The organism is Serratia sp. CY81684 (assembly GCF_052166595.1).
GTDB classification, from domain to species: domain Bacteria; phylum Pseudomonadota; class Gammaproteobacteria; order Enterobacterales; family Enterobacteriaceae; genus Serratia; species Serratia nematodiphila.
In genome coordinates this window covers 49,440-69,317 of sequence record NZ_JBJNOO010000004.1, presented here as the reverse complement: position 1 = coordinate 69,317, position 19,878 = coordinate 49,440, and the positions used below count along the sequence as shown (strand labels likewise).

Here is a 19,878-nt window from a genome sequence, read left to right as displayed (position 1 = left end):
AGTTGGTTGCGGGGGCCGGATTTGAACCGACGACCTTCGGGTTATGAGCCCGACGAGCTACCAGGCTGCTCCACCCCGCGTCCGTCTTGATGCGGTATTACGACGAAACCACCGTTCATGTTATGCCGCTGGTACGACATTCGGTTGGTTGCGGGGGCCGGATTTGAACCGACGACCTTCGGGTTATGAGCCCGACGAGCTACCAGGCTGCTCCACCCCGCGTCCGTGTAATACTTTGTTATCGTAACCAAACGAAAAATACCGCCAATGCGGCATCGGTTGGTTGCGGGGGCCGGATTTGAACCGACGACCTTCGGGTTATGAGCCCGACGAGCTACCAGGCTGCTCCACCCCGCGTCCGATGGATGCGCACTATACTCTCCATGCGTTTTGTTGCAAACCCTTTTTGCATTTTATTGCCCTAAACCCGTTTTTCTGCTGAATTTGCCCGCAATTTGCCTTCTTTTTCATCACCATCCTCCGTGCGGCTTTTTTTATTTGCAGCGATTCCTTTATCAATGAGCGTTTGTTATCGTTCAGCCGGTAGATCATATCAGTTTGAGAGTGTGCGCGATGAAAGGACGTTGGGGCAAATACCTGCTGGGCGGGTTGATGGTGGCGGTGTTGGCGGGCTGTTCGTCCAAGCCGACCGATCGGGGGCAGCAATATAAGGACGGCCGTCTGGATCAATCGCTGGAGCTGGTCAATCAGCCCAACGCCAAAGGCTCGCCGGTCAACGCCAAGGATTACTCGGATCAGCTGATGGAGATCAAGTACGCGTCGCCTTCGCTGTTTAACCGCAACAACAGCACCTATCAGGCGGTGCAAAGCTGGATGGCGTCCGGTGCCGACACGCGCATGCTGAGCCAGTACGGCCTCAGCGCTTACCAGATGGAAGGCGTCGACAATTACGGCAACGTGCAATTTACCGGCTACTATACGCCGGTGGTGCAGGCGCGCTATACCCAACAGGGCGAGTTCCGCTATCCGCTGTACCGCATGCCGCCGAAGGGCAGGGGCCGCTTGCCGGATCGCGCGGGCATCTACTCCGGCGCGCTCGACGATCGCTATATCATCGCTTACACCAACTCGCTGATGGACAACTTCATGATGGAAGTCCAGGGCAGCGGTTATGTCGACTACGGCAACGGCCAGCCGCTGGTGTTCTTCGGTTACGGCGGCAAGAACGGCCACGCCTATCGCAGCATCGGCAAGGTGCTGATCGATCGCGGCGAAGTGGCCAAGGCGGACATGTCGATGCAGGCGATCCGTCAGTGGGCGGATACCCACAGCGCCGCAGAGGTGCGTGAGCTGCTGGAGCAGAACCCGTCGTTCGTGTTCTTCCGCCCGGAAGCTTTTGCGCCGGTGAAAGGCGCCAGTGCGGTGCCGCTGATCGCCAAAGCCTCGGTGGCTTCCGACCGTTCGCTGATCCCGGCGGGCACCACGCTGCTGGCCGAAGTGCCGCTGCTGGACAACAAGGGTAAATTCACGGGAAAATACGAGATGCGTCTGATGGTCGCGCTCGACGTGGGCGGCGCCATCAAGGGCCAACATTTTGACATGTATCAGGGCATCGGGCCGGAAGCCGGCCACTCGGCGGGGTACTACAACCACTACGGCCGCGTCTGGGTGCTGAAGAACAATGGCGGCGGCCAGCTGTTCAGCGCCAATCAGTCAAACGGCGGCGGTTCGTTGTTGGCCACCCGGTAAACGCGCGCGGCGTGAAAAGATTGACCCGCAAGGGCCGGATTTTCCGGCCCTTATCATTTGCATTACGAAGGTAATTAAAGCGTTATGAGCACAGCTTATTCGGAAGCCTATCTGCAGCGTTTCGGCGGCACGGCGCGGTTGTACGGCCAGCAGGCGCTGGCGGTGTTCGCGCAGGCACACGTCTGCGTGATCGGCATCGGCGGCGTGGGTTCCTGGGCGGCTGAGGCGCTGGCGCGCACCGGCATCGGCGCCATCACCCTGATCGACATGGATGATGTCTGCGTCACCAATACCAATCGTCAAATCCACGCATTGCGTCAGCATGTCGGGCAATCCAAAACCGAGGTGATGGCGGAGCGCATCCTGGCGATTAACCCGGAATGCCGGGTGACCTGCATCGATGATTTCATCACTCCGGACAACGTCGCCGAGCTGCTGGACCATAACTTCAGCTACGTCATCGACGCGATCGACAGCGTGCGGCCGAAGGCGGCGCTGCTGTCCTACTGCCGCCGCTTCAAGATCCCGGTGGTGACTACCGGCGGCGCCGGCGGGCAAATAGACCCGACTAAAATCGAAGTGGCCGATCTGGCGAAGACCATTCAGGATCCGCTGGCCGCCAAGCTGCGCGAGCGGCTGAAGCACGATTTCAACGTGGTGAAAAACGGCAAGGGCAAGCTGGGCATCGACTGTGTCTTCTCCAGCGAGCCGCTGGTTTATCCGCAGCCGGACGGCTCGGTATGCGCTTCGCGCAGCACGGCGGAAGGGCCGAAAAGAATGGATTGCAGCGCAGGTTTCGGCGCGGCGACCATGGTTACCGCCACCTTCGGCTTCGTCGCCGTGTCGCACGCGCTGAAAAAGATGGTGGCGAAGGCGGCGCGTCAGGCGTAACGGGCGGCGATCGCCTTTACGGCGGCGGCCAACGCCGCCAGGCCGCTGGCGCGGGTGGCGCTCAGCTGCGCGCGCAATGCCAGGCGGTCGAACAGCGCCAGCGGATCCATTGCGGCGATCTGCGGCGGCGTTTTCCCTTCCACTTCGGTCAGCAGCACCGCCAGCAGGCCGCGCACGATGCGGCCTTCGCTGTCGCCATAGAAGTGCAGCGTGCCGTCTTCCAGCAACTGGTGCCCCAGCCAGACGCGGTTTTCACAACCGCTCAATGCCATTTCTTCACTGCGCAAGGCTTCCGGCAGCGGCGGCAGCCGTTTTGCGAGCATAATCAGCTGGCGGTAGCGGTCTTCCCACTGTTTCAGCGCGCTGAAGGTGGCGATCAACGCGTCGGCGGTGACCTCTCGGCCAAAAGGATGGGGGGCGAGCATAGCGTCTCCGGGAGTCAAGTCAGTCGGCCAGCAGATCGAGGGCGTGAGTTAACGCGCTGACCAGCGTATCGACGTCCTGTTGAGTATTGTAGGGAGCGAACGACGCGCGCAGCGTGCCGCTGACGCCTAACGCCGCCATCAGCGGCTGCGCACAGTGCTGGCCGGCGCGCAGCGCAATGCCTTGCTCCGCCAGCAGCGTGATGATGTCGCTGTGGTGTACGCCGGCGATATCGAACGCCAGCAGGCTGGAACCGGAACTGCGGAAGCTGCGAAAGCCCGGCAGCTGCGCCAACCGCTGTTCCGCCCGGTCCGCCAGCTCGCGGCTGTAGCGCTCCGCCGCCGCCATATCCTGTTCGCTGAGCCAGGTGAGCGCAGCGGCCAATCCCAGCACGCCGGCGATGTTTGGCGTGCCGGCCTCGAAGCAGTGCGGTGGTTTTTGCGGGATAAAACCGTCGAACGACGCCTGGGTTAGCATCTTTCCCCCTCCTTGCCACGGCGCCATCTGCGCCAGCAGCTCGGCTTTGCCGTACAGCGCGCCGATGCCGGTCGGGCCATACAATTTGTGGCCGGAGAAGGCGTAAAAATCGATGTCGAGCCGCTGTACGTCGGCCGGGCCGTGCACCACGCCCTGGGCGCCGTCGATCATCACGCGCGCGCCGGCGGCATGGGCCAGCGCGATAGCCGGCGCCAGATCCGGGCAGCCGCCGGTGACGTTGGACATTTGCCCCAGCGCCAACAGGCGGGTTTTGTCATTGAGCAGGGCGGGCAGCTGCGTCAAATCCGGCAACCGATCGGCGCCGATCGGCAGTTTCACCACCCGCGCGCCGGTTTGCTCCGCCACCATCAGCCAGGGGATCAGGTTGGCGTGGTGTTCCGCTTCGCTCACCAGAATTTCATCATCTGGCTGCAGACGCGGGCGCAGGTAGCTCTGTGCCACCAGGTTGATCGCCTCGGTGGTGCCGCGCGTCCAGACGATGTCGTCGGCCGACGGCGCATGGATCAGTTGCGCGACCTGGCCGCGCGCCTGCTCGAAACGGGCGGTCAGATCCTGCGCCGCCCGATGCTGGCTGCGGTGCACTGTGGCGGCGTCGTCGCGATAAAACTGCTGCGTGGCGTCGATCACCGCCTGCGGTTTCAACGCGGTGGCGGCGCTGTCCAGATAGATGCCGTCCTGCGCGAGCGCGGGAAACTGTTGGCGAAAAAGGCTGGGGTTAAAAGGCGTCATACCCTGATTGTCACTGGCTTGAGTCGATGGGTGATCCTGTCCTATTTTGCCGCCGGAGACAAGCGTTCGCGCCGATTAGGACTTATCGCCTGGCAAAATTGGGAAAGTTTGTTATGCTATTAAACGTGCGCTTATTAATCGCATCTATACACATAAAAGGTATTTATCAGCATTTAAAACTACAAAGGAGTCCTCAATGAAGAAAACAGCCGCAGTTATCTCTGCCCTGATGCTTACGTTCACCCTGGCCGCCTGTTCCAGCAACTACGTGATGCATACCAATGACGGACGCACCATTGTCGCTGACGGTAAGCCTAAAGTGGACAACGACACCGGCATGATCAGCTATAAAGACGCCAACGGCGTCGAGCAACAGATCAACCGCGCCGATGTGAAAGAGATGGTTGAAAGCAACCAGTAATCGTCAGGCAAAAAAAAAGCACCGCAAGTTTTGCGGTGCTGCATAAAATCACTATGGACAGACAGGGTAAATGTACAGGAAGTGAAAAAACAGTAGCCTAGCTACCATGTCCGGAATCGCCGGACAATTTGCAAACACAACATCACAACCACAAGCCAAAAGTTCATCGGCGTCCTCGACACCCACTCCCTTTTCGTTCCGGCCCGGGAAGTGCCGCCACTATAGGTATTTGCTGGCGCATCCTCAACGGACAAATTATAATGGCTCGGATAAAAAAAACTAATGGCAATCCGCCGTTAGCGTTTACCGATGGCTTGCCACGCAAAGCCGCCCGATTTTCGGCGCCGAATCATTCGGATTAATGTTACACAAAAGTAGCTAATTTAATGTCTAAACGCTTACCTCCCCTCAATGCGCTGCGCGTGTTCGATGCGGCCGCTCGCCACCTGAGTTTCACCAAGGCGGCGGAAGAGCTGTTCGTGACCCAGGCCGCGGTGAGCCACCAGATCAAGTCGCTGGAGGACTTCCTCGGGCTGAAGCTGTTTCGTCGGCGCAACCGCTCGCTGCTGCTGACCGAAGAGGGGCAAAGTTACTACCTCGATATCAAGGAGATCTTCTCTTCGATCAACGAGGCGACGCGCAAGCTGCAGGCGCGCAGCGCCAAGGGGGCATTGACCGTCAGTCTGCCGCCGAGCTTCGCCATTCAGTGGCTGGTGCCGCGCCTGTCCGGCTTTAACTCAGCTTATCCGGGGATCGATGTGCGCATCCAGGCGGTGGACCGCGAAGAAGACAAGCTGGCGGACGACGTCGATGTGGCGATTTTCTACGGCCGCGGCAATTGGCCGGGGCTGCGCGCCGAGCGCCTGTATGCGGAATATCTGCTGCCGGTTTGTTCGCCGAGCCTGCTGACCGGCGATCATCCGCTGAAAACCGCAGACGATCTGGCTTATCATACGTTGCTGCATGACGTTTCACGCCGCGACTGGCTGGCCTATACGCGCCAGCTGGGGTTGCAACACATCAATGTGCAGCAGGGGCCGATCTTCAGCCACAGCGCCATGGTGGTGCAGGCGGCGGTGCATGGCCAGGGCGTGGCGCTGGTGAATAACGTGATGGCGCAAACCGAGATCGAAGCCGGTCGCCTGGTGTGCCCGTTCAACGATGTGTTGGTCAGTAAAAACGCTTTTTATCTGGTATGTCATGACAGCCAGGCAGAACTGGGTAAAATAGCCGCCTTCCGGCAGTGGATCCTGGCGCGCGCCGCCAGCGAACAAGAGAAGTTCCGCTTCCGCTACGAACAATAAGGCTGGCCGCCGCCTTGCCGCGGCCGGTGATTTTTAATGGGATAGATCACGATGAGCAGCCGTTCCATGCTGGTTTTCGCCGCTATCAGCGGCTTTGTGTTTGTCGCGTTGGGCGCATTCGGCGCGCATGTGTTAAGCGGCACGCTGGGCGCCAACGAAATGGCCTGGATCCGCACCGGGCTGGAATATCAGGGGTTCCATACCCTGGCCATCCTGGCGCTGGCGGTCGCGATGCAGCGCCGCGTGAGCCTGTGGTTTTACTGGAGCGGAGCGCTGTTGGCGTTCGGCACCGTGTTGTTCAGCGGCAGCCTCTATTGCCTGGCGCTGTCGCACCTGAAGGTCTGGGTATATATCACGCCGGTTGGCGGCGTGTGCTTCTTGATCGGCTGGATATTGATGTTGATTGGCGCTTTGCGTCTGAGGAAAAAGGCCGAGCGCCATGAATAAGATTGCGTTGTACTGCCGCCCCGGCTTCGAAAAAGAGTGTGCGGCGGAGATCACCGATAAAGCCGCCCAGCTGGAGATTTACGGCTTTGCGCGGGTAAAAGAGCACAGCGGTTACGTGTTGTTCGAATGCTATCAGCCGGACGATGCCGACCGTCTGGCGCGGGAAATTCCGTTCCGCGAACTGATTTTCGCCCGCCAGATGATCGTGGTGGGGGAGCTGCTGCGCGATCTGCCGCCGGAAGATCGGGTATCGCCGATCGTCGGCATGCTGATCGGCGTGGTCGATCGCGGCGGTGAGCTGCGGGTGGAAGTGCCGGACACCAACGAAAGCAAAGAGCTGATGAAGTTCTGCCGCAAGCTGACGGTGCCGCTGCGCGCCGCGATGCGCGAGCAGAAGGTGCTGATGGCGCGCGAGAACCCGACTCGCCCGGTGGTGCATGTATTTTTCATCGCGCCGGGCTGCTGTTACGTCGGTTACTCCTACAGCAACAACAACTCACCGTTCTATATGGGCATTCCGCGTCTGCGTTTTCCGGCCGATGCGCCGAGCCGTTCGACGCTGAAGCTGGAAGAAGCGTTCCACGTGTTCATCCCCGCCGACGAGTGGGATGAGCGCCTGGCCAGCGGCATGCACGCGGTCGATCTGGGGGCCTGCCCGGGCGGCTGGACCTATCAGCTGGTGAAACGCAGCATGATGGTGCATTCGGTGGATAACGGCCCGATGGCGCCGAGCCTGATGGAAACCGGCCAGGTGACGCACCACCGCGCCGACGGCTTCAAGTTCGAGCCGAACAGCAGCAAGATCTACTGGCTGGTGTGCGACATGGTGGAGAAACCGGCGAAGGTGACCAGCCTGATGATTCAGTGGCTGGTGAAAGGCTGGTGCCGTGAAGCGATCTTTAACCTCAAGCTGCCGATGAAAAAGCGCTACGAGGAAGTGTCGCAAAACCTGATGAGCATCCGCGAAGCGTTGGGCGCCGCCGGCATCAGCGCTGAAGTGCACGCCAAGCAGCTGTATCACGATCGCGAAGAGATCACCGTACACGTGCGCCGCATGTGGTCGGCGGTGCCGGGCCGCCGCGACGAGCGCGATTAACCGCGTGAAGCCTTGATGAAGGGCGCTGCTTGCAGCGCCCTTATTGTATCGGCAGGCGCAGCTGCTGCAGGTTGCCGTCCAGCGACAGATCGGTGCGCAGCGTGGCGACCCGTTTGCTGACGTAGGCCAGCTCGCGGTGCTGCTCCAGCTTACTGCGCCATTTTTCCGGCACCTGCTCCAGGTGCTGATAAAGCCCGTCCAGAGTGCCCGACTGCTGCAGCAGCAGCACGGCGGTTTTCGGTCCGATGCCGGCCACGCCGGGGATCTTGCTGCTGCCGATCCCCGCCAACCCCCAGTAGTCCGGCAGCTGCTGCGGCTGCACGCCAAACTCCTGTTGCACGAAAGGCATATCCAGCCAGCGTTTCTGGAAGTAATCGCGAATTTGTACGTTCGGCGCCAGCAGTTGGCAATAGCCTTTGTCGGTGGAGACGATGGTCACCTGGTGGCCGCCGCCGGCGACCTTCGCCGCCAGCGTGGCCGCCAGATCGTCCGCCTCATTGCCGGGCGAATGCCAGCTGGCGACGCCCAGTTCGGCAAAGGCTTCGCGCAGCTGCGGCATCTCCTGCTGCAGGTTTTCCGGCATCGGCGAGCGCCCGGCCTTGTAGTCCGGCAGAATTTGGTGGCGCCAGCTGTCGCTGCGGTCGTCCTCGTCGAATACCGCCACCGCGTGGGTCGGGCGGCTGTGCTGGAGCAACTGCTGCAGCGCGTGGCGGCAGGCGTTGACGCAAGGGGAGCCCTGCACGGCGTGAATGCGGCGGATGAGGTTCAGGGCGTCGACAATCAGTAGGTGTATCATCATGGGCGGTAAGGTCAGAAAAAACAGGGCGGCCGTTACGCCGCCCGGGATTGAGGGTCAGGCGACGATTTCGTAGCAGGGCACATAGGCGCTGCCCGGCAGCTTCATACGGTGCTGGGCAACAAAGCCCTGCAGCAGGCTGTCCATCTGCTTCATCATTTGCGGTTCGCCGTGCAGCTTGTACGGGCCGAACTGCTCAATGGCGTGGATGCCGTTTTCCTTCACGTTGCCGGCCACGATGCCAGAGAAGGCGCGGCGCAGCGCGGCGGCCAATTGCTCCGGCGGCTGGTTCGGATACAGGTTGAGGTTCGCCATGTTCTCGTGGGTCGGCTCGAACGGCAGTTGCAGATCCGGCGCGATGCGGATCGACCAGTTAAAGCTGTAGGCGTCGCCGGTGTTGCGGCGGTTTTCCTTCACCAGCGGCATGGCTTTTTTCATCTGCCGCGCCACTTCCGCCGGATCGTCGATGATGATGGTGTAATGGCGGCGCGCTTCGTCGCCCAGCGTGTTCATGATGAACTCGTCCAGCACGCGGAAGTAGTCGGCGCTCTCTTTCGGTCCGGTCAGGATCAGCGGCAGCACCTGTTCACTGTTCTCCGGGTTCATCAGGATACCCAACAGGTACAGCAACTCTTCGGCGGTGCCGACGCCGCCCGGGAAGATAATGATGCCATGCGCGATGCGCACGAAGGCTTCCAGGCGTTTTTCGATGTCCGGCATGATCACCAGCTCGTTCACCAGCGGGTTAGGCGGCTCGGCGGCGATGATCGAAGGCTCGGTCATGCCGATAAAGCGGCTGTTGCGGTAACGCTGCTGCGCGTGACCGACCGCTGCGCCTTTCATCGGCGCTTCCATGGCACCCGGCCCGCAGCCGGTGCAGATGTTGAGCTCGCGCAGGCCCAGCTGGCTGCCGACCTTGCGCGCGTACAGATATTCGTTCTCGTTGATCGAGTGCCCGCCCCAGCACACCACCATGTTGGGATCTTCATCCAGATGCAGCGTGCGCGCATTGCGCAGGATCGAGAACACCAGGTTGGTGATGTGGGCCGAGTTTTCCAGGTTCAGGTGTTGGAAACGGCCGGCGCTGGCGATTTGGCCGTGCACGAACAGAATGTCGCGCAACACGGCGAACAGGTTGGCCTGCAGCGAACGGATGATGCGGCCGTCGACGAACGCCTCTTCCGGCGGGTTGACCAGCTCCAGCTTCACCCCGCGCTCGCGGCGCAGCACGTTGATGTCGAAGGTTTCATAGCGCGACAGCAGCTGTTTGCTGTTGTCGGTTTGGCTGCCGGAGTTCAACACGGCCAGCGAACAGTTGCGGAACAGGCGGTACAGGTCGCTGCTGGCGGTGCGCTTCAGCATGTCTACTTCCAGCTGCGACAATAAATCCATAGAGCCAAGCGGGCTGATGTGTGTAATCAAGGTAACTCCTTTGCACCCGGTGCGGGGCGGTAGTAATCCATACGCAGCAAAACAGCATCTCGTTATGGTTGGCGTGCTGCGGCGCAGCGGGCGCTCTGCCCGGCCACAGCCTCGTTTTAACCTTACCGCCGTCCCTGGGCTTTTACCAACATAAACCGCTCGTTAGCTCAGTTGTTGAGCAATGTTTCGCACTTATTGGCGCGCCAGGCGGCCGTGCGCGGGAGCGAATACGACGTTGCTGCGCCACGGGTTGATGTCCAGCCCGCCGCGGCGGGTGTAGCGGGCGTAAACCGTCAGGCTTTGCGGCCGGCAGTAGCGCATCAGATCGTTGAAGATGCGCTCGACGCACTGCTCGTGGAATTCGTTGTGGTGGCGGAAGGAGACCAGGTAGCGCAGCAGCGCTTCGCGATCGATCTTGCCGCCGCGGTAGCTTATCTGCACCGAGCCCCAGTCCGGTTGATGGGTGATCAGGCAGTTGGACTTCAGCAGGTGGCTGACCAATTGCTCTTCCACCACCTCTTCACCGGCGGCGTTCAGCAGGTAGTCGGCGTTGAACTCATAATTGTCGATGCGGATATCCTGCTGGTCGATGCAGTCGCCGGCCAGACGGGCGATCGGCGTGCCTTCCAGCTGCTCGACGCTGAACAGGGTGACGCTTACCTCGCCCTGGGCACAGGCAGACAGATCGCGCTGCAGGGTGCTGCGCACCGTTTCCCAATCGGCGAACGGGGTTTGGTTGAAGCTGTTGAGATACAGTTTGAAGCTTTTCGATTCGATCAGGTTCAGGCTGTCGGCGTTGAGGCTGATCTCGCCGACCGCCACCTGCGGCAGCCCGTTGGCGTTCAGCCAGGAGAGTTCGTAAAGCGTCCAGATGTCCGCGCCGTGGAAGGGCAGGTTGTCGGGATACAGCCCCAGCGGCTCGCGGTTCATGCTGCGCGGCACCGCCTGCAGCAACGTGGCGTCGTAGCGATCGCGGTAGGCGGTGGGTTTGCCCAGCGTCAGCCCTGACAGGGCCTGGTGGTCTTGATAGGAGGACATCTGCTGTCACCTCGCTCAGAGATAGGTACAATGGCCGTCAGTTTAACGTATGCGAGAAAGAATATGGACCATGATGTATCGCACGCTCTGCGTGAATTCACTCAACGCTATGTCGAGTTGTGGCAGCAAGCGCGCGGCCACGCGCCGGCCAGCCAGGCGTTGTACGGCGTGCCGTCGCCCTGCATCGTGGAGAATCGCGAGGACGAGGTGCTGTGGTTGCCGCAGCCTTTCGAGCCGGCGGCGACGCTGGAGAAGGTAGAAGCCGCGCTGGAGCTGCGTTTGCAGCCGGATGCGCACCGTTTTTACACGCAGCAATACGCGGGCGACATGAGCGCGCAATTTGGGGAGCATCGCCTGAGCCTGCTGCAGGTCTGGAGCGAGGAAGATTTTATCCGCCTGCAGGAGAACCTGATCGGTCATCTGGTGACGCAAAAACGTCTCAAGCTGTCGCCAACGCTGTTCCTGGCGACCACCGAATCCGAGATGACGATGGTGTCGCTGTGCAACGTTAGCGGCAACGTGGTGCTGGAACAATTCGGCAGCGATAAGCGCACCTTGTTGGCGGCGACGCTGGGGAGTTTCCTCGATGCGCTGCGCCCGGTGCTGGACTGAAGCGCGGCGGATTCGCCGTCGCCCGTGTAAGAGATCTCTCACACGGGGTGTGAGAGATCGCTCTTAATTTTTCCCACCTTTTTCCAGACTATGAGATTATTGTTATCCAGATCAATTGGTTAGAATTTCTTTAGGATAACTCTTAGGCTTAATTTAGTGTGAGACGCCTCCCAAACCCTTGTGATTCCGGGGAATTTAAGCGATCTTATCGTTACCGGAACGGAACCGGCGGAGCAGGAAAGCATCAGGATGATGCAGCTTCAGGACGAAGAAAGGGATGCGCTCAGGCAAGAGCGAAGGATGGCGTCAGGAGATGCCCAGGATGTTTCAGGATAGAAACCAGGGACACCTCCAGGACGGAGATTGAGAGCCGGCACAGGACTGTCGGCGGGTCAGGAAGGCTGAGGAACCGCGTCAGGACGATGCTGCAGGATGATGCAAGGACCACTTGGTCAGGATGGCCGCAGGAAAAGTTTTCAAGGATTGAGCAGGGAGCACACTGTGTAGCGGGATGGCTATAAAACGAACCGGGGGCACTGTTAACGCAGTGCCCCCAACTTTTTGTTCTATCCCGCCGTGCGTGCTTCTCTGCTTAATCCATCGCCAGCGTTAACCAATCGCGCCCAGCGTATCGCCTGCGCCCTGTTTTTTCGGCAGCAGGAACAGCGTGGCGTAGATATCCAGCAGGTAAATCGCCGCCAGCAGGCTGATAGCGGCGGTGAACGACACCTGCGTCACCAGCGCGCCGATCACTAATGGCCCCAGGCCGCCGACGCCGCGCCCGAGATTGAACAGGATGTTTTGCGCGGTGGCGCGCGCCTGTACCGGGTAAGTATCGGAAATCAACGCGCCGTAGCCGCCTATCATGCCGTTAACGAACATGCCCATCACGGCGCCGGCGAACAACATCAGCATCGGGTCGCTCAACTGGGCGTAGCCGATCACCATCACCACCGCGCCGACCTGATACAGCACGAAAATCTTCCAGCGGGCGAAGCGGTCGGCCAGCACGCCAAACAGCCAGATGCCGAACGTCATGCCCACGACCGTCACCGCCGTCCACAGGCCGGACTTGGTGAGCGAGAAACCAAAGTTTTTCGCCAGGTAAGTCGGCATCCAGATCATCAGCCCGTAGTAACCGAAGTTCTGCACCGAACAGAGAATGAAGATGCCGATGCTGGCCTTGCCGGTGGCGCGATCCTTAAACAGCAGGCGCAAACGCTGCAAGAAGGAAAGCGGCTGCCCGGCGTCTTTCTGCCGCACGAATTCCTCCGGTTCGCCCAGCGTGCGGCGGATCAGGAATGACGCCAGCGCCGGCAGCAGGCCGACCAGGAACATGCCGCGCCAGCCGATGTGTTCCAGCAGCAGCGGCGTCAGGAAAGCGGCCGCCAGCACCCCCAACTGCCAACCCATGCCGACGTAAGCCGAAGCGCGGTTGCGCTTCTCCGCCGGCCAGGCTTCGGCGATCAGCGCCATGCCGATGCCGAACTCGCCGCCCAGCCCGATGCCCGCCAGGGTGCGATAGGCCAGCAGATCCCAATAGCCTTGCGCCACGGCGCACAGGCCGGTGAACAGGGAAAACATCAGGATGGTGATCGTGAGTACCCGGATACGGCCGAAACGATCGCTGAGGTGGCCAAAGATCACGCCGCCCAGCACCGCGCCGATCAGCGTCCAGGTGACCAGCGAACCGGCGGCCGATGAGGTTAATCCCAATTCGATGCTGATGGCCGGCAGCATAAAGCCGAGGATCAGCAGGTCAAACCCGTCCATGGCATAACCGGTGACCGAGGCCAACATGGCCTTACCGGGCGTCGCGTGGTTTTTTTTCTCTGTTATTACGGACATGAATCTTTATCTGTGTGGTGAATTCGGTGGGCCTATTGTGCCGCGCGACGGCGAGCGTCACCAGATAAAAACGGCGAGCTGTCTCAGGCGCGCCGAATTTGGGCTATAAAAATGCTATGCTTTGCCGCCTTTCAGCCAGAGCGCTGAATACCATGATGAAAAGAGATCGGGAATGCAGATGAGTATACATAACCAGGTGCGCCGCAGTTTGCAGGCGATTGAACAATCCATGCGCGATCTGGCGCTGTGGCAGGCCGCGCCCCCTGAGCATGAGGCTTTCTCCAGCACCGAGCCGTTCTGCATCGACAGCATGTCGGCCGAAGCCTGGCTGCAGTGGGTGTTCTTGCCGCGCATGTATGCGTTGTTGGACGCCGAGGCGCCGTTGCCGACGCGCTTCGCCATCACGCCTTATTTCGAAGAGGCGTTGAAAGATCGTGAACCGAGCAGTCTGCCGCTGTTGGTGCTGCTGCAGCAGCTGGATTTGATGTTGAATAAAGAGCCGTAATGCGCCGGCGGCGCGCAGATTTTTGCCGCCCGGCAGTGTAGAGTACTCGCGCGGATGCCGGGCAGGAGAGCCGACGGCGTCTTTCGGCTCGGTTTAACCGCGGCGGTTGACCGGGAGCTGCATTAGGATGATGAGGTGCTGCAATAATGGATTTATTAAGGTTTATCCTGCGTTTGCCTTTTACCCTGGTTAAGGGCGTTTGTCGCCTGCTGGGCGGGGCGTTGTCGCTGTTGGGGCGGTTGCTGAGACCGCTGGTCGGCAACCTCAGCTGGCGTGCGCCGGCCTGGTGGGCTGCGCTGCTGCGCGGTTTTTTGCGGCTGGAAAGCGGCGTGGATAAACACCCGAAAGCGGTCGGTCTGAGCCTGCTGCTGCTGGCAGGCGTTGCGGGCGGCGCATTTTACGGTTGGCACTGGTGGCAAAACCTGCCCCAACCGATTGAACCAGCGCCGATGGTGGTTCAGGAGATCAACGCCGAGTTGTCCAACCCCGAGCCGATAGACTACGCCGCCGCCCGGCAGGCGCCGCAAACGGTGAGCCTGACCTTCAGCGGCTCGGCTGCGCCGATAACCGCGGCGGGCAAAACCGTGAGCGCCGGCATCACTCTGAAACCGTCGGCGGAAGGGCAGTGGGCATGGAGCAATGAGTCGACACTGGTGTTCACGGCGAAAAAGCCGCTGCTGATGGGCGCGAAATATGAGGTGACCCTTGAGCCCGCCACCTTGCTGGCGCCGCAGGTCAAGCTCGCCAAAACCCGTTATGCCTTCACCGTGCCCGCGTTCGATTACCGCCTGGGGCAGGCCGAGTATTACCGCGATCCGCAAAATGCGCAAAAACGCAGCGCGATCTTCAATTTGCAGTTCAACGCGCCGGTTGACGTCGGCAGCTTTGAAAAACAGATTTCGCTGGGATTGAAAGAAGGCAGCGCCACCTCCGAGAAAAAGCTGAACTTCTCTCTGGTCTATGACGAGAAAAAACTGAACGCCTGGGTGCATTCCGAGCCGCTGCAGGCGCTGGATCAGGGCGGCGCGGTACATCTGACCGTCGGCAAGGGCGTTAAATCGACGGCGGCCGGCAATGCAGTCGAAGAAGCGAAAAGCAACTGGGTCAAAGTACCGACGCTGTACAGCCTGGCGCTGAGCGACGCCAGCGCCCAGGTCGTGGATACCGACAGCGGTAAAGGCCAGCGTGCGCTGGTGGTCGGTTTCATTGATGCGGTGAAGGATGCCGAGCTGGCGCGGGCCGCGAAAGCCTGGCTGCTGCCGCAGCACGATCCGAGCGATGCCGAGACCGCCAACGATGCCGACGATTTCTATCAATGGACGGTCGACAGCGTCGGTAAAAACGTGCTGGCGCAGGCGACGCCGCTGCCGTTGACGCTTAACGAGGCGGAAGAGGCCTACCAACCGCAGTTCAGCTTCCGTTTCGACGCCCCGGCGCACCGCTTTGTGCTGCTCGAGATCGATAACCAGCTGGTTTCCGCCGGCGGTTACAAAATGCCGAAGAAGGTTTACCGCGTGGTCGAAGTGCCGGAGTTCCCGAAATCGCTGCAGTTCATGTCGCAGGGCTCGCTGCTGTCGGTCAACGGCGACAAGCAGGTCAGCGTGGCGGCGCGCAACGTGGCGGGCCTGCGGCTGGACATCAAGCGGGTGATCCCGAGCCAGCTGCAGCACATCGTCTCCTTCAAAAGCCGGGAATACTCCTCCACGGAATTCAACCGGCTCAACGACGAATATTTCACCGAGCATTTCAAATACCAGACGGCGCTCAACAACGAGCGGCCGGGGGAAGTGAACTATCAGGGCATCGATCTTTCCCGCTATCTCTCCACCAACGCCAGTTCCCATCGCGGGGTGTTCCTGCTGACGCTGTCTGAATGGCAGCCGAACCGAAAACCGGCGGCGGAAGAGGCGGGCGCCGAGCAGGATCAGGAACAGGATGAGAGCGAAGGGGAAGAACAGCCCGACGTCGGCGATTCGCGCTTTGTGGTGGTGACCGATCTGGGCATCGTCGCCAAGAGCTCGCAGGACAAGACGCGCGACGTCTTTGTGCAGTCGATCCAAAGCGGCGCGCCGGTCAGCGGCGCCACCGTGTCGGTGGTGGCCAAAAACGGCGTGACGCTGCTCAGCCAAACCACCGGCGCCGATGGGCACGTGCGTTTTCCGGCGCTGGATGTGTACACCAACGAGCGCCAGCCGGTGATGTTCCTGGTGGAGAAAGAAGGGGATGTCTCCTTCCTGCCGACCGGCAGCTATAACGATCGCGGGCTGGATTTCTCGCGCTTCGACGTTGCCGGTGAACAAACGCCGACCGATCCGCGCACGCTCAGCAGCTACCTGTTCTCCGATCGCGGCGTTTATCGGCCGGGGGATACCTTTAACATCGGCCTGATCACCCGCGCCGCCGACTGGGGCGTTGGCCTGGCCGGCGTGCCGGTGCGCGCCGAAATCCGCGATCCGCGCGACAAGCTGATGTCCACCGTGCCGCTGACGCTGGGCGCCAGCGGTTTCAACGAGCTGAGCTATACCACCGATGAAAATTCGCCTACCGGCGAGTGGAACGTCTATCTGTATCTGATCGGCAAAAACAACGACACCTCCACGCTGCTCGGCCATACCGCAGTCAATGTGAAGGAGTTCGAGCCGGATCAGCTGAAAGTGAAGCTGGCGTTGACGCCGGACCGCCAGCAAGGCTGGGTAAAACCGTCCGAGCTGAAGGCCAGCATCGATGTGCAGAATCTGTTCGGCACCCCGGCGCAGGATCGCCGCGTGACCACCAGGCTGACGCTGCGGCCGATGTATCCGAGCTTCGATCGCTTCCCGGATTATGCGTTCTATGAAAACCGACAAAACAGCGACGGGTTCGAGACCGAGCTGGAAGATCGCACCACCGATGAGCACGGCGCGGCCGATATTCCGCTCGATCTGAAATCCTACGCCGACGCCACCTATCAGCTGCAATTGCTGTCGGAGGCGTTCGTCGCCGGCGGCGGGCGCTCGGTGGCGGCTACCGCCCGTACGCTGGTTTCCCCTTACGATTACCTGATCGGCGTGAAGGCGGACGGCGAGCTGGGCTACATCAACCGCGACGCGGAGCGGCATCTGAACGTGATCGCCATCGATCCGGCCCTGAAACAGATCGCCATGCCGAACCTGAAGCAGGTGTTGATCGAGCAGAAATACATTTCGGTGCTGACCAAACAGGATTCGGGCGTTTACAAATACCAGTCGAAGATGAAGGAAGTGCAGCTGTCGGAACAGCCGCTGGCGCTGAGCGAGCAGGGCGCGGATCTGCGGCTGGCGACCGATAAGCCGGGCGACTTCGTGCTGGTGATTGAAGATGCGCAGGGCAAGACGCTCAATCGCGTCGCCTACAGTGTGGCCGGTAACGCCAACCTGAGCCGTTCGCTGGATCGCAATGCCGAACTGAAGCTGAAACTCAACCAGGCGGAATACCAGCCGGGCGAGGAGATCGAGGTGGCGATCAACGCGCCTTATACCGGTAGCGGCTTGATCACCATTGAAAAGGACAAGGTTTACGCCTGGCAGTGGTTCCACACCGACACCACCAGCTCGGTGCAGACGATCCGAGTGCCGGCCGGCATGGAGGGCAACGGCTACATCAACGTGCAGTTCGTGCGCGACATCAACTCCAGCGAGATCTTCATGAGCCCGCTGAGCTACGGCGTGATGCCGTTCAAGATCAGCACCAAGGCGCGCCAAAACAGCCTCGAGGTGACGGCGCCGGAGGTCATCAAGCCGGGTGAAAACCTGACGATGACGGTCAAGACCGATGCGCCGCAGCAGGTGGCGCTGTTCGCCGTCGATGAGGGCATTCTGCAGGTGGCGCGTTACCGCCTGAAGGATCCGCTGGAGTTCTTCTTCAGCAAGCGCGAACTCAACGTGAGCAGCTCGCAGATCCTCGATCTGATCCTGCCGGAATTCAGCAAGCTGATGGCGCTGACCGCGGCGCCGGGCGGCGATGCGGGCGAAGGGCTGGATCTCAACCTCAACCCGTTCAAGCGCAAGCGCGATAAGCCGGTGGCCTATTGGTCCGGCATTACCGAGGTCAGCGGCGAGAAGCAGTTCGTCTATCCGGTGCCGGATTACTTCAACGGCAAGATCCGCGTCATGGCGATTTCGGTGACGCCGGAGAAAATCGGCAAGGCGCAAACCGCCGCCACGGTGCGCGACAGCTTCATCATGACGCCGAATGTGCCGGCGATGGTGGCGCCGGGCGACGAGTTCGACGTCAGCGTGGGCGTCAGCAACAATCTTGAAGGGCTGAAAGGCCAGTCGGTGGCCATCAACGTCCTGCTGACGCCGCCGCCGCAGTTGGAGGTGGTGGGCAACGCGACGCAAAGCCTGACGCTGGCGGAAAAACGCGAGGGCGTGATCGCCTTCCGCCTGCGCGCCAAAGCCGTGCTGGGCGATGCGCCGCTGGTGTTCGACGCCCGTTACGGCGACCAGGCCAGCCGCCGCACCGTCAGCACCTCGGTGCGGCCGGCGGCGCCGTACCGCACTCAATCGGTGATGGGGCGCATGAGCGGCGGCAGCCAGAATGTCGATGGCCTGCGCCAGATGTTCGACGCCTTCGCGCAGCGCCGGGCGGCGGTGTCGAATTCGCCGCTGGTGCTGACCAGCGGGCTGGCGCAATACCTGGCGGATTACCCGTATTACTGTTCCGAGCAGATCGTCAGCCGCTCCATTCCGCTGATGCTGCAGAGCCGTCATCCGGAGATGAAAAGCAGCCTGAGCCAGGCGGAAGTCAGCAAGCAGCTGCGTAACCTGCTGGGCGTGCTGCGCGCCCGTCAGAACGACAGCGGGGCGATCGGCGCCTGGCGTTCGTCGCCGGATGCCGATCCTTTCGTCACGCCTTATGTGGTGCAGTATCTGCTCGAAGCCAAAGCGGCGGGCTATGCCCTGCCGGACGGCATGCTGGACGAGGCCAACGGCGCATTGCGCGAGCTGGCGGCCAGCGGATTTGACGATCTGTATCTGCTGCGCCTGCGCAGCTGGGCGGTTTACCTGCTGACGCTGCAGGGCGAAGTGACCACCAACTCGCTGGCGGCGGTGCAGGATACGCTGCAAAAACGCTATGGCGAGGGCTGGAAAACCGATCTGAGCGCGCTGTATCTGGCCTCTTCCTATCGCCTGTTGAAGATGGACGACGAAGCCGCCGCGCTGTTGCAACCGAGCTGGCAGCAGCTGAGCAAGGCGTATGACAGCGCCTGGTGGACGCAGAACTATTTCGATCCGCTGGTGCAGGATGCGACGCGGCTGTATCTGATTACCCGCCACTTCCCGGAGAAGGTGGCGTCGATCCCGCCGCAGGTGCTGGAGAATATGGTCAAGGCGCTGAAAGAAGAGCGTTACACCACCTACTCCTCTGCAATGAGCATTCTGGCGCTGGAAAGCTATTCGGCCCAGGTGGCGGCGCAGTCCGCCAATGCGGATGCATTAGGCATCGTGCAGGTAGGCAAAGCGGGCGGCGAGCCGCAGCGCATCAGCGAGCTGCAGGGGCTGTTCGTTCAGGGGCAATTTAACGCCGACGCTACTGCCGTGCGCTTCACCAACGGCGGCAGCGCGCCGGCCTGGTATGTGGTGACGCAGGCCGGTTACGATCTGAATGCGCCGCAAAAAGCGCTGTCGCGCGGAATTGAGATCGTCCGCGATTACACCGACGAACAGGGCAAGCCGGTGACGCAGGTGACGCTGGGGCAGAAGATCAACGTCCATCTGAAGGTGCGCGCCAACTCGAAAGAGGGGCAGAGCAACCTGGCGATCGTCGATCTGCTGCCGGGCGGGTTCGAAGTGGTGCAGCAGACGCCGCCGGAGCCGGCCGACGCCGGTGAAGAGAGCGACGATCGCGGCGGCTGGCAGTCGCCGCTGGCCGCCTCCGGCTCCTCCTGGGCGCCGGACTACAGCGATATCCGCGAAGATCGGGTGATTATCTACGGCAGCGCCGGCACCGAGGTGCAGGAGTTCGTTTATCAAATCAAGGCCACCAATACCGGCAGCTTTATTATTCCACCGGCCTACGGCGAAGCCATGTACGACCGTGAAGTGCAGGCCATGTCGGCCGGCGGCGGCAAGCTGGTGGTGGTGCCGGCGGGCAACGACTAGGCCGTATCCGGCGCCA

Annotated in this window: 15 protein-coding genes and 3 tRNA genes; 9 read left to right on the top strand and 9 right to left on the bottom strand. The window is 61.1% G+C overall.

What is annotated here, in order from left to right; all coding sequences use genetic code 11:
- Window positions 1-3: 3 nt before the first annotated feature.
- The 3 genes from ACJ8QF_RS15390 to ACJ8QF_RS15380 form a co-directional block, all read right to left on the bottom strand.
- Window positions 4-80 (bottom strand) — tRNA-Met (locus ACJ8QF_RS15390).
- 65 nt (window positions 81-145) lie between these two features.
- A tRNA-Met gene (locus tag ACJ8QF_RS15385) sits at window positions 146-222 on the bottom strand.
- Between the two features lie 58 nt (window positions 223-280).
- Window positions 281-357: transfer RNA gene (locus ACJ8QF_RS15380), tRNA-Met, on the bottom strand.
- 216 nt (window positions 358-573) lie between these two features.
- On the opposite strand from ACJ8QF_RS15380, the gene mltA reads away from it, so the two are divergent.
- Together mltA and tcdA are read left to right on the top strand one after the other, a co-directional pair.
- Window positions 574-1,710 carry a murein transglycosylase A gene (gene mltA, locus ACJ8QF_RS15375; protein ID WP_004931884.1) on the top strand — a complete coding sequence of 379 codons (1,137 nt, stop codon included), beginning with the start codon at window positions 574-576 and terminating at the stop codon, window positions 1,708-1,710.
- Between the two features lie 84 nt (window positions 1,711-1,794).
- On the top strand, window positions 1,795-2,601 hold the full coding sequence (gene tcdA, locus ACJ8QF_RS15370; protein ID WP_004931886.1) for a tRNA cyclic N6-threonylcarbamoyladenosine(37) synthase TcdA: 807 nt from the start codon (window positions 1,795-1,797) through the stop codon (window positions 2,599-2,601).
- Here tcdA and csdE read toward each other — a convergent pair.
- Window positions 2,592-3,026 (bottom strand): cysteine desulfurase sulfur acceptor subunit CsdE, encoded by a 435-nt coding sequence (csdE, locus tag ACJ8QF_RS15365; protein WP_044030600.1) that lies wholly within the window; start codon window positions 3,024-3,026, stop codon window positions 2,592-2,594. The genes tcdA and csdE overlap by 10 nt on opposite strands.
- 19 nt (window positions 3,027-3,045) lie before the next feature.
- Window positions 3,046-4,251, bottom strand: a complete 1,206-nt coding sequence (csdA, locus tag ACJ8QF_RS15360) for a cysteine desulfurase CsdA (protein ID WP_197753867.1) — start codon at window positions 4,249-4,251, stop codon at window positions 3,046-3,048.
- A 196-nt stretch (window positions 4,252-4,447) separates the two neighbouring features.
- On the opposite strand from csdA, the gene ACJ8QF_RS15355 reads away from it, so the two are divergent.
- The 4 genes from ACJ8QF_RS15355 (at window position 4,448) to rlmM (ending at window position 7,519) form a co-directional block, all read left to right on the top strand.
- The gene (locus tag ACJ8QF_RS15355) at window positions 4,448-4,672 is read left to right on the top strand and encodes a YgdI/YgdR family lipoprotein (RefSeq protein WP_004931891.1); all 225 of its coding nucleotides are present in this window, start codon (window positions 4,448-4,450) and stop codon (window positions 4,670-4,672) included.
- 386 nt (window positions 4,673-5,058) lie between these two features.
- Entirely contained in the window at window positions 5,059-5,976 is a 918-nt protein-coding gene (locus tag ACJ8QF_RS15350) for a transcriptional regulator GcvA (RefSeq protein ID WP_004931894.1), read from the top strand.
- A 51-nt stretch (window positions 5,977-6,027) separates the two neighbouring features.
- Entirely contained in the window at window positions 6,028-6,423 is a 396-nt protein-coding gene (locus ACJ8QF_RS15345) for a DUF423 domain-containing protein (RefSeq protein ID WP_004931896.1), read from the top strand.
- A complete protein-coding gene (gene rlmM, locus ACJ8QF_RS15340) occupies window positions 6,416-7,519 on the top strand; it encodes a 23S rRNA (cytidine(2498)-2'-O)-methyltransferase RlmM (protein WP_004931897.1) in 1,104 nt (367 codons plus the stop codon). The genes ACJ8QF_RS15345 and rlmM overlap by 8 nt, the downstream gene beginning before the upstream one ends.
- Before the next feature lie 40 nt (window positions 7,520-7,559).
- Here rlmM and xni read toward each other — a convergent pair whose 3' ends face one another.
- From xni to queF, 3 genes are all read right to left on the bottom strand, one after another.
- Window positions 7,560-8,318: a flap endonuclease Xni gene (gene xni / locus ACJ8QF_RS15335; RefSeq protein ID WP_004931900.1), complete on the bottom strand. Its 759-nt coding sequence runs from the start codon at window positions 8,316-8,318 to the stop codon at window positions 7,560-7,562.
- Window positions 8,319-8,372: 54 nt separating this feature from the next.
- Window positions 8,373-9,737: a nucleotide 5'-monophosphate nucleosidase PpnN gene (ppnN, locus tag ACJ8QF_RS15330; RefSeq protein WP_021505658.1), complete on the bottom strand. Its 1,365-nt coding sequence runs from the start codon at window positions 9,735-9,737 to the stop codon at window positions 8,373-8,375.
- A gap of 192 nt (window positions 9,738-9,929) precedes the next feature.
- Window positions 9,930-10,775 carry an NADPH-dependent 7-cyano-7-deazaguanine reductase QueF gene (gene queF, locus ACJ8QF_RS15325; RefSeq protein WP_004931905.1) on the bottom strand — a complete coding sequence of 282 codons (846 nt, stop codon included), beginning with the start codon at window positions 10,773-10,775 and terminating at the stop codon, window positions 9,930-9,932.
- Between the two features lie 63 nt (window positions 10,776-10,838).
- Here queF and syd point away from each other — a divergent pair, with 63 nt between their 5' ends.
- The gene (syd, locus tag ACJ8QF_RS15320; RefSeq protein WP_442537665.1) at window positions 10,839-11,387 is read left to right on the top strand and encodes a SecY-interacting protein; all 549 of its coding nucleotides are present in this window, start codon (window positions 10,839-10,841) and stop codon (window positions 11,385-11,387) included.
- 609 nt (window positions 11,388-11,996) lie between these two features.
- On the opposite strand, the gene ACJ8QF_RS15315 is transcribed toward syd, so the two are convergent.
- Entirely contained in the window at window positions 11,997-13,235 is a 1,239-nt protein-coding gene (locus ACJ8QF_RS15315; RefSeq protein ID WP_004931909.1) for an MFS transporter, read from the bottom strand.
- Window positions 13,236-13,413: 178 nt separating this feature from the next.
- On the opposite strand from ACJ8QF_RS15315, the gene ACJ8QF_RS15310 reads away from it, so the two are divergent.
- Both ACJ8QF_RS15310 and ACJ8QF_RS15305 read left to right on the top strand, forming a co-directional pair.
- Window positions 13,414-13,740 (top strand): YqcC family protein, encoded by a 327-nt coding sequence (locus ACJ8QF_RS15310; RefSeq protein ID WP_028127529.1) that lies wholly within the window; start codon window positions 13,414-13,416, stop codon window positions 13,738-13,740.
- A 146-nt stretch (window positions 13,741-13,886) separates the two neighbouring features.
- The gene (locus ACJ8QF_RS15305; RefSeq protein ID WP_442537664.1) at window positions 13,887-19,862 is read left to right on the top strand and encodes an alpha-2-macroglobulin family protein; all 5,976 of its coding nucleotides are present in this window, start codon (window positions 13,887-13,889) and stop codon (window positions 19,860-19,862) included.
- Window positions 19,863-19,878 lie beyond the last annotated feature (16 nt).